The 15,635-nt window shown below is 38.3% G+C and carries 17 protein-coding genes; 8 read left to right on the top strand and 9 right to left on the bottom strand.

The features are described 5' to 3' along the window. Positions 1-65: 65 nt before the first annotated feature. On the bottom strand, positions 66-1,091 hold the full coding sequence (gene ltaE / locus ACI6MV_RS18020) for a low-specificity L-threonine aldolase (RefSeq protein ID WP_407271725.1): 1,026 nt from the start codon (positions 1,089-1,091) through the stop codon (positions 66-68). A gap of 268 nt (positions 1,092-1,359) precedes the next feature. On the opposite strand from ltaE, the gene ACI6MV_RS18025 reads away from it, so the two are divergent. The 3 genes from ACI6MV_RS18025 to ACI6MV_RS18035 all read left to right on the top strand — a co-directional run bounded on the left by ACI6MV_RS18025 (position 1,360) and on the right by ACI6MV_RS18035 (position 5,532). Further along, positions 1,360-1,596, top strand: a complete 237-nt coding sequence (locus tag ACI6MV_RS18025; protein ID WP_407271726.1) for a hypothetical protein — start codon at positions 1,360-1,362, stop codon at positions 1,594-1,596. A 63-nt stretch (positions 1,597-1,659) separates the two neighbouring features. Continuing rightward, positions 1,660-4,263, top strand: a complete 2,604-nt coding sequence (gene adhE / locus ACI6MV_RS18030; RefSeq protein ID WP_407271727.1) for a bifunctional acetaldehyde-CoA/alcohol dehydrogenase — start codon at positions 1,660-1,662, stop codon at positions 4,261-4,263. 468 nt (positions 4,264-4,731) lie between these two features. Beyond that, positions 4,732-5,532: an SDR family NAD(P)-dependent oxidoreductase gene (locus ACI6MV_RS18035; RefSeq protein ID WP_407271728.1), complete on the top strand. Its 801-nt coding sequence runs from the start codon at positions 4,732-4,734 to the stop codon at positions 5,530-5,532. Positions 5,533-5,569: 37 nt separating this feature from the next. Here ACI6MV_RS18035 and ACI6MV_RS18040 read toward each other — a convergent pair whose 3' ends face one another. From ACI6MV_RS18040 to ACI6MV_RS18060, 5 genes are all read right to left on the bottom strand, one after another. Continuing rightward, the gene (locus tag ACI6MV_RS18040; protein WP_407271729.1) at positions 5,570-6,517 is read right to left on the bottom strand and encodes a nucleoside hydrolase; all 948 of its coding nucleotides are present in this window, start codon (positions 6,515-6,517) and stop codon (positions 5,570-5,572) included. 11 nt (positions 6,518-6,528) lie between these two features. Beyond that, complete coding sequence (locus tag ACI6MV_RS18045) at positions 6,529-7,467, bottom strand: nucleoside hydrolase (RefSeq protein WP_407271730.1); 939 nt, start codon at positions 7,465-7,467, stop codon at positions 6,529-6,531. 176 nt (positions 7,468-7,643) lie between these two features. After that, positions 7,644-8,039, bottom strand: coding sequence for a DUF2500 domain-containing protein (locus tag ACI6MV_RS18050; protein ID WP_407271731.1), 396 nt, complete (start codon positions 8,037-8,039; stop codon positions 7,644-7,646). Between the two features lie 57 nt (positions 8,040-8,096). Beyond that, complete coding sequence (locus ACI6MV_RS18055) at positions 8,097-8,603, bottom strand: GNAT family N-acetyltransferase (RefSeq protein ID WP_407271732.1); 507 nt, start codon at positions 8,601-8,603, stop codon at positions 8,097-8,099. Positions 8,604-8,609: 6 nt separating this feature from the next. Then, positions 8,610-9,281 (bottom strand): lysozyme family protein, encoded by a 672-nt coding sequence (locus tag ACI6MV_RS18060; RefSeq protein ID WP_407271733.1) that lies wholly within the window; start codon positions 9,279-9,281, stop codon positions 8,610-8,612. A 290-nt stretch (positions 9,282-9,571) separates the two neighbouring features. Here ACI6MV_RS18060 and ACI6MV_RS18065 point away from each other — a divergent pair, with 290 nt between their 5' ends. Then, the gene (locus ACI6MV_RS18065) at positions 9,572-9,694 is read left to right on the top strand and encodes a hypothetical protein (protein WP_407271734.1); all 123 of its coding nucleotides are present in this window, start codon (positions 9,572-9,574) and stop codon (positions 9,692-9,694) included. Positions 9,695-9,765: 71 nt separating this feature from the next. Here the strand turns inward: ACI6MV_RS18065 and ACI6MV_RS18070 are convergent, their stop codons facing one another. Then, positions 9,766-10,119, bottom strand: coding sequence for a DUF1360 domain-containing protein (locus ACI6MV_RS18070; RefSeq protein ID WP_407271735.1), 354 nt, complete (start codon positions 10,117-10,119; stop codon positions 9,766-9,768). Between the two features lie 157 nt (positions 10,120-10,276). On the opposite strand from ACI6MV_RS18070, the gene ACI6MV_RS18075 reads away from it, so the two are divergent. The 3 genes from ACI6MV_RS18075 (at position 10,277) to ACI6MV_RS18085 (ending at position 11,658) form a co-directional block, all read left to right on the top strand. Beyond that, on the top strand, positions 10,277-10,597 hold the full coding sequence (locus tag ACI6MV_RS18075; RefSeq protein WP_407271736.1) for a hypothetical protein: 321 nt from the start codon (positions 10,277-10,279) through the stop codon (positions 10,595-10,597). Between the two features lie 35 nt (positions 10,598-10,632). Beyond that, on the top strand, positions 10,633-10,758 hold the full coding sequence (locus tag ACI6MV_RS18080) for a hypothetical protein (RefSeq protein WP_407271737.1): 126 nt from the start codon (positions 10,633-10,635) through the stop codon (positions 10,756-10,758). A 357-nt stretch (positions 10,759-11,115) separates the two neighbouring features. Next, the gene (locus tag ACI6MV_RS18085) at positions 11,116-11,658 is read left to right on the top strand and encodes a GNAT family N-acetyltransferase (RefSeq protein WP_407271738.1); all 543 of its coding nucleotides are present in this window, start codon (positions 11,116-11,118) and stop codon (positions 11,656-11,658) included. Between the two features lie 30 nt (positions 11,659-11,688). Here ACI6MV_RS18085 and ACI6MV_RS18090 read toward each other — a convergent pair whose 3' ends face one another. Beyond that, entirely contained in the window at positions 11,689-12,636 is a 948-nt protein-coding gene (locus tag ACI6MV_RS18090) for a bile acid:sodium symporter family protein (protein WP_407271739.1), read from the bottom strand. Between the two features lie 25 nt (positions 12,637-12,661). Beyond that, positions 12,662-13,447, bottom strand: a complete 786-nt coding sequence (locus ACI6MV_RS18095; RefSeq protein WP_407271740.1) for an ABC transporter ATP-binding protein — start codon at positions 13,445-13,447, stop codon at positions 12,662-12,664. Between the two features lie 607 nt (positions 13,448-14,054). Between ACI6MV_RS18095 and ACI6MV_RS18100 the strand changes: the two genes are divergently transcribed. Next, entirely contained in the window at positions 14,055-15,521 is a 1,467-nt protein-coding gene (locus ACI6MV_RS18100) for a catalase (RefSeq protein ID WP_407271741.1), read from the top strand. Positions 15,522-15,635 lie beyond the last annotated feature (114 nt).

The following is a 15,635-nucleotide window of genomic DNA, read 5'->3' on the forward strand; positions in this document are numbered from 1 at the left end:
TAATAAAACGCTGGTGCACAAGTTGAGCTTTAGCACCAGCGTTTTTTTAAACATCAATGTTCGTTTCATTTATTTACTACTTTACTGATCACATTCAGAACTGTTTCAACGTCTTGTTTCGTAATATGAAGATGTGTGATAAACCGTATCGTATTAGGACCAAAGGCATTAGCTAATATATGATTATCTTTTAGTACATTTAAAAATTGATCTGCGTTGTAACCAGCTTCAGCAACATTAACTAACAAAATATTTGTCTCTACTTGGTTTTCAACAATTAGACCTTTTATATTTGCAAGTCCATTTGCTAAAACCTTCATGTTATCGTGGTCTTCGGCTAATCGTTCGACATTTTCTTGTAGAGCGATTAATCCTGGTGCTGCAACAATACCCGCTTGTCGCATCCCACCACCGAGGCGTTTTCGCCACTTACGAGCTTGAGTAACAAATTCTTTTGTGCCTGCTATAATAGAACCTACAGGTGCACCTAAACCTTTAGATAAACAAAACTGAACAGTATCAGTGTATGATGCGTAGTCTTTTACAGAAATCCCAGATGCCACTGATGCATTGAATAAACGAGCACCATCAAGGTGGACTGGAACATTATTTTCTCGCGCAATATCGTAAATAGCTTTCATATTTTCTAGTGGTACTAAGGCTCCGCCGGCTTTATTGTGGGTATTTTCAACACAGATTAGCCCTGTCTCAGGAAAATGGATATCTTCAGCTCTTATAGCTGCCGCCACTTCTTCCGGTTTCATTGCTCCACGTTCGCCAGATATTGTTTTCGGTTGTACACCAGCAAATGCCGATAGTGCTCCACCTTCATATAGGAAGATATGCGAACTAGCTTCTAAAACAACCTCGTTACCAGGACGACAATGGGTTAACGCTGCTATTTGGTTCCCTTGCGTGCCGCTTGTGACAAATAAGGCAGCTTCTTTGCCAAGCATGTTTGCAGCTACTTCCTCAAGTTTATTAACAGTCGGATCGTCACCATAAACATCGTCTCCTACCTCTGCTTCATAAGCCGCTTTTCTCATCTTTTCTGACGGCTTCGTAACTGTATCACTTCTTAAATCGATCATCGTATATCCCCCTTTGATTACTAATAATATATCACAAACTTATTACACTTCTATATTAAGTCAATTTCATAATTACCTTATACAGCTATCTTCATCCATATATAGTTCGGAGACGGTTTAATTCGACTATATGGATGAAGATAAAAATCAATATTATGAAATTGATATTTATTGCAAAACATTTCACAAATTTGAAACAAACGGTAAAGTTTGTTAATGTTTTCACATGTTATGATTACCTCATAAAGAACTTAAAGAGGTGATCAAAATGATTTTACACGAATGGAAGGAATTTGGTACAGATACAGATGTGTATACGAAAGAAGTATTTGAAAAAGAAATTGGTGATAGATTCGAAGCAATGCTTTTCGAAGGAGAAAAAGATATCCCGACATATATCTGGACCACAAATTTTGTTGTATCCATTAAGCCAAATGCAAGAATGTATAAGGATCTATCATTTGTCAAGATTCCCCGTAACCCACTCGACATCGTACGACCATAGCTTTTCGTACGGTTATACTTGCTCAATGTTTCACAATTAAATTATAATTAGGAGGTCTTTTCTATGGTTGTTACAAAAGTAATGAAAAAACCGGAAGAAAATGTAGCAGAAAGCATCGATAAACTTGTATCTAACGGCATGCAAGCACTAAAGGAAATGAAAAAGCTCGACCAAGAACAAATTGATATTATCGTAAAAGAGATGGCATTGGCCGGGTTAGGTCAGCATATGGTGCTCGCCAAGCTTGCTGTGGAAGAAACAGGCCGCGGTGTTTATGAGGACAAAATCATAAAAAACATTTTTGCTACAGAGTACATTTATCATAATGTAAAGTACGACAAAACAATTGGGGTAATTAATGAAAATCCCCATGAAGTTATGGTAGAGATCGCAGAACCAATCGGGGTAATTGCCGGCGTAACTCCGGTGACCAATCCAACGTCAACTACTATGTTTAAATCTATTATTTCAATAAAAACGGGCAATCCAATCATCTTTGCCTTTCATCCATCTGCGCAAAAGTCTAGTGCTGCCGCTGCCAGGGTATTATATGAAGCAGCTATAAAAGCAGGTGCACCTGAGCATTGTATCCAATGGATTGAACAACCATCCTTAGATGCGACACAGCTATTAATGAAGCATGATCGTATTGCCTTGATTCTTGCTACCGGTGGATCTGGCATGGTGAAGGCTGCCTATAGTTCCGGCAAACCAGCATTAGGTGTAGGACCAGGTAACGTTCCTTGCTATATGGAGAAATCAGCTAATATTAAACGATCTGTTAATGATTTAATTCTTTCTAAAACATTTGATAACGGTATGATCTGCGCATCTGAACAAGCAGTAATTATTGATAAAGAAATCTACAACGATGTGAAGCAAGCATTGATTGATAATAGCTGCCACTTTTTAACTACTGATGAAAAGTCAAATGTTGAAAAACTTGTAATTAACGAGAATACTTGCGCAGTTAACCCAAGCATCGTTGGAATGCCTGCATATAAAATTGCAGCGTTAGCAGGAGTTATCGTTCCAGAAGAGACAAAAATTTTGATTGCAGAATTAACCGGAGTTGGACCTGACCATCCCCTATCTAGGGAAAAATTAAGCCCAGTTTTAGCTTGCTATAAAGTAAACAACGCGGAAGAAGGCATGAAACGCGCCGAGGAAATGCTTGAATTTGGCGGACTCGGTCATTCTGCGGTTATCCATTCTGAAAATCAATCAGTGATTGATGCGTTTGGAAGAAGAATGAAAGCGGGGCGTTTAATTGTTAACACACCATCTTCTCAAGGAGCTATTGGAGACATTTATAATGCGTATATGCCATCATTAACACTTGGTTGCGGCTCTTATGGAGGAAACTCTGTCTCTACAAACGTAGGAGCAGTTCACTTAGTGAACGTCAAGAAAATGGCGAAAAGAACGGTGAATATGCAATGGTTCAAAGTTCCACCAAAAATTTATTTCGAAAAAAATGCTGTCCAATATTTAGCTAAAATGCCGAATATCTCTAAAGCATTTATCGTTACTGATCCGATGATGGTCAAATTCGGTTATGTTGATAAAGTTCTTTATTACCTACGTAAACGACCAGATTATGTACACTGTGAGATCTTTTCTGATGTAGAACCAGATCCATCAAGTGATACAGTTATGCGCGGTGCGGCGGCGATGAGAGAATTTCAACCAGATGTGATTATCGCTCTTGGTGGCGGATCTGCAATGGATGCCGCTAAAGGCATGTGGTTATTTTATGAGCACCCGGACACTGATTTTAACGGTCTAAAACAAAAATTCTTGGACATTCGCAAACGGGTATTTAAGTTTCCACAATTAGGAAAACAAGCACAATTTGTCGGAATTCCTACGACTTCAGGTACTGGTTCAGAGGTAACATCATTTTCCGTTATTACCGATAAAGTTAATAATGTAAAATATCCATTAGCTGATTATGAATTAACACCAGACGTGGCAATTATTGATCCGCAATTTGTAATGACCGTACCGAAGAAAATAACGGCAGATACCGGTATGGATGTGTTAACCCATGCGATTGAGGCATACGTCTCAAACATGGCTAACGATTATACAGATGGCTTAGCGATTAAAGCAATCCAGCTTGTTTTTGAATATTTACCAACTTCATATAAAAATGGAGATAATGAAAAAGCACGCGAAAAAATGCATTATGCATCAACCATTGCGGGCATGGCCTTTGCCAATGCTTTTCTAGGAATTAACCATAGTCTTGCACACAAGCTAGGCGCAGAATTCCATATTGCACACGGGCACGCCAATACCATCTTGTTGCCACACGTTATCCGATATAATGCAACAAAACCGAGAAAATTTGCTGCATTTCCAAAATATGAGCACTTTATTGCGGATGAACGTTATGCGGAAATCGCAAAAATTCTAGGACTTCCTGCACGTACAACAGAAGAAGGGGTAGAAAGCCTCGTCCAAGCAATCATTACATTAGCAAAAGAATTAGAAATCACAATGAGCATCAAGGGCTGTGGTGTTGATGAAAAAATCTTCGAACAAAAAGTGGAGCTTTTAGCAGATCGTGCTTTTGAGGACCAATGTACAACGGCAAACCCTAAGCTACCGCTTGTTACGGAGTTAGCAGAAATATACCGTAAAGCTTATAAAGGCGTTTAATCTTCTAGACTGTTTTCTAAAAGATTGTTGTTATTGACACAAGAAAATGCGCCGAAGCGTGTGGCGGTCCAGGCGAAATGGGATTTGTTTGACGTCGGCGGACACCACAGCTCTTATCTGTGACAAAAGTGTTATATGTGGAATTGCGCGGACTCCAGTGCACTTATTTAAATAAAATACTTGCTGTAATATGCTGTTTCTAGCAAATAAGTGCTCTGGTGGCCGTCAAATAGTCAAAACCGGCATTTCAGGTAAAATAAGTGTTCCTGTGTCCACTGAAATTCTTAGCCTGTTTGTATGTCCTAATTACTGACCAATGACAGCGTTCCCCGTGGAAAAGACAACTTCTATGTGTCCATCAATGACGAATAGCATCAAATAATTCCTCCTTGTTTTACAACAGGGAGGAATTTCTTTATTTTTCTAGAAGACAAGTACTAACTCATAATTTCTGGAAAGGATGATCATGTGTCTTTATATAGTCAAGATGCTTTACTTGGTAAGCATGCGCTAATTACTGGTGCAACGGGAGGAATCGGTTATGAAACTGCGCTAGTTCTTGCTTCGATGGGTGCATCTCTCACGATTACTGGTCGACGTGAAAAAAAACTAAATGAATTAAAAGACCAGATTACTAGTCGATATCCGGAATCAACAATTTTCAGTTATGTTGCCGATTTAGCTGAAGCTAGTGAACGAGAAGCACTACTCAAAAATGCCGAACAAGCTAATGGGCATATTTCTTTACTCGTTAATTCAGCTGGTACCTTAGGTGGGGACACAGTCGAAAAACTCACACAAGAAGAGCTTGAGCATGTGATGCACCTGAATTACACGGTACCTATTTTGCTATCGCAAGCCGTTTACGAAAAAATGAAACAAAAAAGGGACGGTGCCATTGTGAACGTCTCGTCTTTATCAGGACTTCGAGGCACATACGGAGGAACAGCTTATTGCGGGTCGAAGTTTGCACTAATCGGATTTACCCAGGCTTTTGCCCTTGAAGCCATTGAACATGGGGTGCGCGTTAACGCTGTTTGTCCGGGATATGTGGATACAGCTATGGGAAGACAAGCAATCCGAACAAAAGGCGAAAGAGAAGGCCGTTCATTTGCAGAACAATTTGCATTAGCTGCACAAGGATTGCCGTCCGGAAGAATTACCACCCCAATCGAAGTAGCAAATACAATTGCCTATTTATTATCAGATGCTGCCAGTAATATTGTCGGTGAATCCGTGAAGATCTCCGGAGGCTCTGTGATGAGATAAAGAAAATAGACCCCAAGGGTCTATTTTCTTTTATGCGTTATTTAATCGCTCGCAATACTTCTAAGAGCATTTCTTTAAACGTTGGTTTATTTATTTGTTCACATACAGTAACATTTGCAGGTTTTTGTAAGCGTCCGTTAATATCTACTACACTGTAGCCTCTTGTGAACTCGCCTTTTGTTTCAACGTCAACATAGTAGTTTCCCGATTTTTCCATAAGCGTCGGGTTGGCTGCCACTGCCATTAGCAATGTATCTGGGTGTGTCGTTCCGTTAATTTTGTGGACTGCTTTATTAAATTGCTTTACTACTTTATTCACTGCAACAAAAAACGCAGAACCTGCTGTATGTAGTTGTTCAATATCCTCGTGATCACGATCCTCCATGATCGAATAACGTGTGCACATCTCCCAACCAACCATTGTAGTTGGGATTCCAGCGTTTAGTACGATTCTTGCCGCTTCTGGATCAACGTAGAAGTTGTACTCTGCAGCAGGGGTAATATTTCCAAGATCGTTATTTGTTCCACCCATGATGTGTAAATGTTTAATTTCCGGAACAATCGATGGATCCTTCTTGATCGCCATCGCAATGTTTGTTAATGGCGCAATAGCTAATAACTCGATTTCACCTGGATTTGCATGGACAGCATCAATTAAAAAATCAACCGCATGCATCGTCTCCGCACGTTGCTCAGCTTTAGGAAAATTAGCTCCTCCCATACCATCGGAACCATGCACATCCTCGACAGTAAGATGCTTGTCTGTTCCTAATTGTAAAATAGGCGCTTGATACCCTTTATAGACTGGAATTTGTCCACCTTTTCCTGCCACTTGCACGGTGTAGAGCGCGTTTTCCACTTGCTGACCAAAGTCAACGTTGCCTCCAGTAATCATAATCCCTTGCACATCGAAATAATGGAGCGCAGTTAAAATAGCAATCGTGTCATCCCCTGCTGTATCCGTATCAATAATCACTTTCCTCATATCAACACCGCCTATTTAACCTTTTTTGCTAAATCGGTAATATAGGAGAAGAAGGCATCCGCATTTACATCATAAACAACTTGCACATCTCTGCCTTGATCTGATAAGACTGTTTTCCCTTGGCTTGGTCCATCTGTTTCGACCGAACTTTTCACTTGTTTGGATTTTACGAGTTCCGGCTTCCCTACAGATGCTGTTGTTAACACATCCCACAGATAGTATGTGGAATTAGTTTCCATATGTACTAATGGTGGAACTGCAGCATAACATTGACCGAGAAAATCAACACCTTCAAATTTTCTTTCTGCTGCCCATTTATTACGAACATCTAACGTTAATGGAACCTGTTGTGTGCTTTCTAAAGCTACCATATCAATTTCGATTCCACTTGCCCAGACACGTTGAACCGCTGCTGGATCCCAAAATGCGTTCCATTCAGCTGTTCCATCATGCTCGGGTTCTTCTACATTCCCTACTTCCTGGAATGTTCCACCCATCCAAATCAGTTTATCAATCTTTGCTTCAATCTCCGGTGCTTCATCTAATGCACGAGCAAGATCTGTTAAAGGGCCCGTAAACAGCAAAGTAGTTTTTTCTTCAGTTTCTTTTAGTTTTTCAATCATATGCTGATGCGCCCAAGAGTCGCTAAGTGGCGCCACCATTTTTCCACTTTCATTAAGAATTGGTAAGGCATCAACCGTAAAAGTATGCATTCTCCAATCACTAGGAAAAGGATTTGCTCCTCGTGAATTAGATTTTGCTACTTCTATCGGATAAGCGCTAAAACGATCAATTATTTTTCTACTCGCATTCGCTCCCGGCTCCAGATAGCCGTCTGCTGGAATAACAGAAACACCTGTCACCTCTATGTTTTCCATTTGTGTTAATAAGAATAATGACACAAGATCATCCACACCTGCATCGTGGTTAAAGTAAATTTTTCTAGACATGTTGTCCTCCTTATTCATTGCTAACATTGAAATCTACACTGTCCCCATAATACTACTTTTTCATTTATGAAACCAATCTATCACTTTTAACAAGTACAAAACACGCGAATCTGTTAAGACTCGCGTGTTTTGTACTTGTTAAAGGAAAGAACGGAAAAAATAATCTCCATCCCTTTTTACCCTACATTCCGTTCAAAACCTAAATACCTCGTCCCTTGAAATGTCAATGTACCGAAATCTCCCTCAGCAAGCTGTCCATAGTCGCTACCACTCATACTAAATTCTGATCTGTCACCACTGTCGAACTCAAAGGTTACATAATAAGATGTCCGCGAGCCCGAATGCATGTGATCATTGTTGCTGTGCATCCGCCGACTAACATGTGTACGTTTTGATTTTACCTGAGCTGGTACAGCAAGCCTCGGTGATTGATTATTTTTGCTCCACTCTGTGATCCCTTTAACTACAGTAAATAAAATCATCCCTATAACAATAACAAAAATAATTCCGATAAAAATTGGTACAAAATTAAACATAAAACTGCCACCACCAGAAAAAAATGGATCTCCCATGATAATCTGCCCCCCTTATATATAAATGTACGATTGAGAAACCTCTATTGTTTCAAGTTAAATACTCCGACAATAACGCAAAGAAACATAGTTCTCTCCCGGAGCATTAGCATATGCTGGTTGTTCCGCCTGCAAATGAAAGCCTTTTGCTTCATAGAAAGGAATACCTTTTTGATTCGCCTTTTGGACGGAAACCCATTGCTTCATAGAGCCCTTTTCCCGCTGTACTTCGGTTAGTTTCTCAAGCAGCATCGTGCCAATCCCTTCATTTCTGCGGTTAGGATTTAAATATAGTACGAAAACTTCACTAACATCTACTCCTGTCATTCCGCCGCCAATTGCTCCGATTACTTCTCCCGCTTCTAAGGCTACAAACCAGCCATCCCAGCTGTCTGTTACCTCTGTAACTTCAGTCAAAATTCGTTTTTCATTATAAAAAAGCTTGTTATTTCGTTCGATGCTCTCCGTACTTCGTAATCCTTTATAAGTCGCTCGACAGCCTTCGATACAGACATGAGCAATACCAGCCACATGGTCCGGTGTTGCCTTTTCAACCAAAATCACTGTGGTTCACTCCTCTTCATTCGTCAATGAAACAACCCATGACCCATTATCGTCTAAGTTGCTTGCAGTTGCGTAATAGCCTAGCACAGCATCAACATACAAAATATCTCCATAACAAGCATCATGAGGCACAGCTTCGTCCCTCAAGCAGCTATAGTTACCAGTATCACGTAATCTATCATACATCATCGCAGAGAAATCGATTGCTAACTGTTTAGTGTAATTTCCGCCATGTTCTTGAACATAAGTAATAAATCCTTCACCAAAGTTATAGGATTGTAATGCTAGCTTCACGTCACCGCCAGCTTTATCTAAGACATACGAAAAATATTTAGCCCCTTGCTGAATCGAAAGCGCCGGATCATCAATACATCCAACCTCACCGCAATAACTTTCTGATGCTTGCATAGGGTCCATTCCTCTTCCTGCAGATTCCTGCATCATCAAGGATAAGACGATACCGGTATATGCTTCCTTACCATACTTTCTTAATTCCTCTCCAACAATAGGCTGATAATCTATTACTCGTTGCGATAGCTTAGGACCTGCTGGTTGGTCTGGAATGGTTGTAAATTGTTTTGATAAACTAATATAAACGAAAAGAGATATCATGACAAAAAATGTAGTAGCAACTACAGAAAATAACTTTTGTTTCTGTTTTCTTCTAACTTTTATCACTATTGATTCGCTCCTACTTCTATCGTCTATTAGTACGTGTTAGTAATCTCTATAGATAAGTATCTACTATTCTATCATTTTCCATAACAAATCTAGATACTATTTGTTTACAGCGCATCAAATTTTTTATGTATGTTGTGCGAAACGCCCTTCCGCATATACCGGAACTCACATATATAATCGTATACGTAGTATGACATCTAATGTTTCATCATTATTTAGAACAACCACTATATTCACCGGCTAAATGGTGATTTACGGTTGTTCATTTGAGAAAAGGAGTGAATAAAGTGGTTAAAAATTCTGCTTTAAATGAAAACCTACAAGAGAAAAAAGTTGGGGCAAAAAAGAAATCTGGTTGTGGTTGTGCAAAGAAAAGAAGAAAATTCAAAAGAAATAAAGCTTTAAGTTAATTTTTAAAAAATCACAATTATGTAACCCTAGACTGCACTTGGTCTAGGGTTTTCTTATTGTCTACTTTAAATCATTCGCCATTCCTAGAACTGACCCACGTTTGAACGATTGACGATACTGCAGCTAAAGATAAGATAACGATAATCGGGAAAAAAATAGTTGGGAGAAAATACAAGCCTGCATATAAAATTGCTGCGCACCAAATACCCGTACACCAATGACAGCTTAACAGTTCTCCAACAAACCTCCTTAACCCTTTACCTTTAATATAAATGATGACCTCTATTGTTTCATCTTCAGTAACTTCCTCTCGCTCTTCATGGAAAGGCGCACGGATAAAACTGGTAATATCATCAAACACGAGTAAACGAGTTAATCGGAATGTGGCCAAACCTAACAGCATAAATATAAACCATGACAACATTTAGTTCACCTCAACATATTATTCTCATATAGTATATTCAGGTATTGTTATTTAGGAATCAGCATACCAATAATGGTATGAAACTATTTGTTTACATTAGATAATTTGTATACTACAATGTTTACTTAATCGAATACTCGTAAAAGGAGGGGTTTGCTTGAAAAGAACCTTATTGTTATTTGTTGGTTTAATGGTTTTGGTTCTGTTGTTGACACCGCAGCAAATACATCCCTCTAATAATGATTATCCTGAAAAAGGATTGATCGATGAATTCACTACTCTTACAATAGATGCAGAATATGAACCCACAAGTAAAAATCAATATCCATCGATGATCACGCTCGATAGTGCCTTGATTTTTCAAAGCATCGTAATTTTATACATCTCATTTTCATTTAGAAATATTAGACGCAAATTTTTGCGGCGTTTCCTACTCGCTAGTTTTTACCAGTCGTCTTATGTCGGCATCCCCCGTTAATTTTATTAACATTTAAATAAGGGGGAAATAATAATATGATTAGTTTACATCTTATTCGTTTTCTATTGGTTGGCTTTTTCTCTATGACAGCATTTTGTCTGTTTGCCTATCAAGGAATAGAGATTATTCATTCATTTATTGATATCTTTAGAAGACATTAATTCATTATATATGAAAGGCTATTCCAGAATTTATTTCCGGAATAGCCTTTTTTAATGGTTACAGTATTTTAACAGCTTTATGCAATCAGGCATGAAATAGCTCTGCAATTTTATCAATGCAGGGCTTTTTCTTTATACTTGTTGTTTTTTTATTTGATCAAACGCTTGAATAAAGCTTTCTGGTTGCTGCGCACCTGAAATTGTATACGGCTATTAGTCAGTGGCAAGAAGAGGATGTGGAGATTGATTATCGCCCCTTTTTGTTAGCCTTAGCATTATATATTTGTCTGTTTGCTATAGCTTCCAATTTCTTGATTCGATATAATATTCGTACCGAGTGGAAAGGATGAAAGGGCTATGACATTTCCAAATCTTGAAACAAATAGATTGAAATTGGTAGAAGTTATCGATATGTACAGTGAACCATTCTATGAAATGATGTCTCTAGATGAGGTAACCCATTATTACGGCATGGAGTCTCTAAAGAGTATGGAACAGGCGAATAAAGTAATTGATTCTTTCCGAGACTCGTGGAGTCAAAAGCGGGGCATCCGATGGGCAATGGTACGAAAAGATGATAACAAATTCATAGGCACTATCGGGCTAAACAACCTGGTCTTAAGTCATAAGCGTACGGAGGTCGGCTATGAAATCCATCCCAGTTACTGGAGAAGTGGATACACTTCAGAAGCTTTACAACGCGTCATCGAGTATTGCTTTGAAGAATTACAGTTAATTCGAATTGGCGCATTTGTATACACTGCCAACGATGCCTCTTCTGCGCTTTTGAAAAAATTAGGATTTGTGCAAGAGGGTTTGCTTCGTAGTTATTATTATCAAAGAGGGACCGGGCAAGATGTATATGTTTACTCCCGGCTAAATACAGAAAAGCAGTCGTAGACTCGTTCACGACTGCTTTTTTCATCCACTTTAACTCACCTGTTTATTATAATAACGGCCAAGCAGCTGTCCATAAATGGATGCTAATATTTGTTGAAACAACATACCCAAGACAACGGGAACTGCAACAGCAGCAGGGAAATATGCTACTGCAATAACTGCACCTGCGCTAATATTGCGCATCCCGCCTGTAAAGGTAAGCGTAATAATCTCTTCTTTATCTCTTTTAAAGAGAACGCCAATGCACCATGCTAATAGGTAACCACAGAAAGCAACGAAAAACATCACACAAGCAATCAAAATAAGCTTCCAGTTAACCACTCTCAAAAAAGGAGCAACCGCAGCGCAATTGATCATAATCACTACCGCAAGACACAACTTGGAAAAAGGGGCTAATCTAGTTCCCCAACTATCCTTTATCCGCCCTTTTGTGAACTGATTTAAGCACATTCCAATAAGAGAAGGAATTACTACCATTAAAAATAATCCTACCATAATACTACTTACATTCATCTCAACTGTCGTTCCAACGAACAATGACATTGTATAAGGAACAATAAACGGAGATAAGATCGTATCAATTAAGATAATTGATAACGTTAATGCGATATTTCCTTTACAGATTGACACCCATATAAAACTCGTAATTCCTGTTGGTATAACCATTGCTAGGATGAGCCCCGTAATCGTTAGCATATCCCCACTAAAGGTTAAATGACCAATTGCAAATGCCCATAATGGCATAATAATATGGAGCGATAAAAAGGCAATAATAATTGGTAACGGATGCGCAATCGCTTTTTGTAAGGAATTGAAATTTGAGCTAAGGCTTCCGGCAAATGTCATAAATGCAAAAATCCAAGGAACTAAAAAAGCGAACTGGCTCAAACTATCCGCAAACAACACCCCAACAATCACACTAGATGGTGCAATCAAAGGCATAATTCGTTCTAATTGTCGATTAAACTGATGTAACATTTGTTTCGCTCCTAATCAAAATACTCTATGTATTGGTTTGCTTCCTAATCCACGGCCTATTATTGTACCAATTCAATTCAATAGGAATTTCAAAAAATGAATCCAGTACATTTTTGGCAATGATATCCTTAGTTTCACCTGATTTGTACACCTTCCCTTGTTTTAGTAGTAAGGTATGTGTAAATACTGGCAAAATCTCTTCAACATGATGCGTTACGTAAATAATTGTTGGAGCTTCTGCTTTCCTCGAAATTATCTCGACCGCTTCTAACAATTGCTCTCTGGCGATAAAATCAAGACCATTCGTTGGTTCATCCAAAATCAATAATTCAGGATCAGCCATTAACGCTCTAGCAATTAATACTCGTTGTTTTTCACCTTGCGAAAGTGTTTCATACCGCCTGTTTGCGTACCCAAAGCAACCAAGTTCTTTTAATAATGATTGCGCCTTCTCTCGCATTTCATCAGTTGGAGTGTTATATAAGCCAATTGATGCAAAAGCACCGCTTAAGACAATCTGATACGCATTATCTGAATCGTATAATCTTTCTTTTAAGGTTGAGGAAACTAAACCGATCTTTTTTCTTAAGCTTTCGCCAAGCTCATCCCTACCAAATCTTCTATTTAAAACTGTCAACTGTCCTGAAGTGGGAAAATAATAGGCGCACATCATGTATAATAATGCCGTTTTTCCAGCACCATTTAATCCTAATAACGCCCAGTGCTCCCCACTGTTAATTGCCCAATTCACATCATTAATGATCCAGCTTCCTTCCCTCTTCAAGGAAACACCTTCTAATTGTAACACCACAAGAATACCCCTCTTCTAAATCGATTATTATGATCAACTATACGTTTAACAGACATTATCTACTATTTATCTCTAAAATTCTAACTATTTTCTTTCATTATCAGTAATTTTCACAAATTCTCATTAGATATCAAAAAAATTTGTGAATTTCCGAAAAATATTCGCAATCACTATTGAAAATGATTCTCATTATCATGTATAATGTATATAGTTACTTCCAATAGTTATGCTGTACATATGGATGTCTTCCTTATAAATATTCGAGTTATGTTACCCCCAACCAACAAATTTGAATTATTGATTTTTCAGGGTACATCCATATTATCACGAGAATCGTAGTGTATTAATCTACGGTTCTCATTTTTTTGTTTATAAAATGTCGGACGGATAATTGAATACTTAAAACTTCCAATTTATTCATCACTTATCATAGAATGAATTAATATTAAGGCATAAAGCATGTCCTACTACCATATATGTAAATTAGGTAAATAAAATATTTAATTATAATAATTATAATTAAATATTGATTTCTATAATGTTTGATTTATAATTAGATATGTATTATTCTTAATCTATCAATCTATTAGGGAGAGGTGTTCATATAATGAGCCAAAATGAAAAAAAATACTTAACAACTGCTTCAGGTGCTCCTGTTGGAGATAATCAAAACTCGATTACTGCAGGTCATCGTGGACCAACACTAATACAAGATGTACATTTATTAGAAAAGCTAGCACATTTTAACCGTGAAAGAATTCCAGAGCGCGTAGTACACGCAAAAGGTGCTGGTGCACATGGATACTTTGAGGTAACAAATGATGTATCAAAATATACAAAAGCTGATTTCTTATCAGAAGTTGGTAAAAAGACACCAATGTTTATTCGTTTTTCAACAGTAGCTGGTGAACTAGGTTCTGCTGATACGGTACGTGACCCTCGTGGATTTGCAGTTAAGTTTTACACTGAAGAAGGTAACTATGATCTAGTAGGTAACAACACACCTGTCTTCTTTATTCGTGATGCGATCAAGTTCCCAGACTTTATTCATACACAAAAACGTAACCCAAAAACACACCGCAAAGATGTAAACGCGATTTGGGATTTCTGGTCTCTTTCACCTGAATCTTTACACCAAATTACAATTCTTCACTCTGACCGTGGTATTCCTGCAACACTTCGTCATATGAATGGTTACGGTAGCCACACATTCAAATGGACGAATGCAAACGGAGAATCTGTATTTGTTAAATATCACTTTAAAACAGATCAAGGCACTAAAAACTTAGATGCCGACCTAGCGGATAAGCTTGCTGGAGAAAATGCTGATTACCACTTAGAAGACTTATATAATTCAATTGAAGATGGCAATTTCCCTACTTGGACACTTAAAGTACAAATTATGCCAGAAGAAGATGCTAAAAACTATCGACTCGATCCATTCGATGTTACGAAAGTATGGCCACATGAAGATTATCCATTAGTTGAAGTAGGACGTATGGTATTAGATCGTAACCCTGAAAACTATTTCGCTGAAGTTGAACAAGCTGCTTTTTCACCTGGACATTTCGTTCCTGGTATTGAAGCTTCACCAGATAAAATGCTTCAAGGTCGTTTATTCGCTTATTCTGATGCACATCGTTATCGTGTTGGTGCTAATCATGAATTATTACCAATTAACCGTCCAAAAGTAGAAGCAAACAACTATCAACGTGATGGTTATATGCGCACGGACAGTAATGGCGGTGGTAGCGTGAACTACGAACCGAATAGTTTTCAAGGACCAAAGGAAACACCAGAAAACAAAACTACTCCATTTGAAGTAAGTGGATTCGCTGACAGTGTTTCTTATGACAGTGAGGATCATTTCTCTCAACCTGGCGCATTATTCCGAGATGTAATGAGTGAGGATGAGCGTACTCGTTTAATCAAAAACTTCGCTGACCATATGCGTGACGTAGAAAGAGACGATATTAAGCTTCGCCAAATTGGTCTCTTCTATAAAGTAGATCCTGAGTTAGGAACTCGTATTGCTGAAGAATTAGGATTGTCAGTTCCTGAAACTGCTAAATAATAATGTAAAGTTGAAAGGTCGTTCTTAGAACGGCCTTTTTTTACTGTCTGTTTTTTTGACACTAAACAGCTAGAATGCGTCGTAACGTAGCGCTCGTGATTTCCGCTCCGGGCA

It is taken from the genome of Radiobacillus sp. PE A8.2, from assembly GCF_045635475.1.
Classification (GTDB): Bacteria; Bacillota; Bacilli; order Bacillales; family Amphibacillaceae; genus JBJGXI01.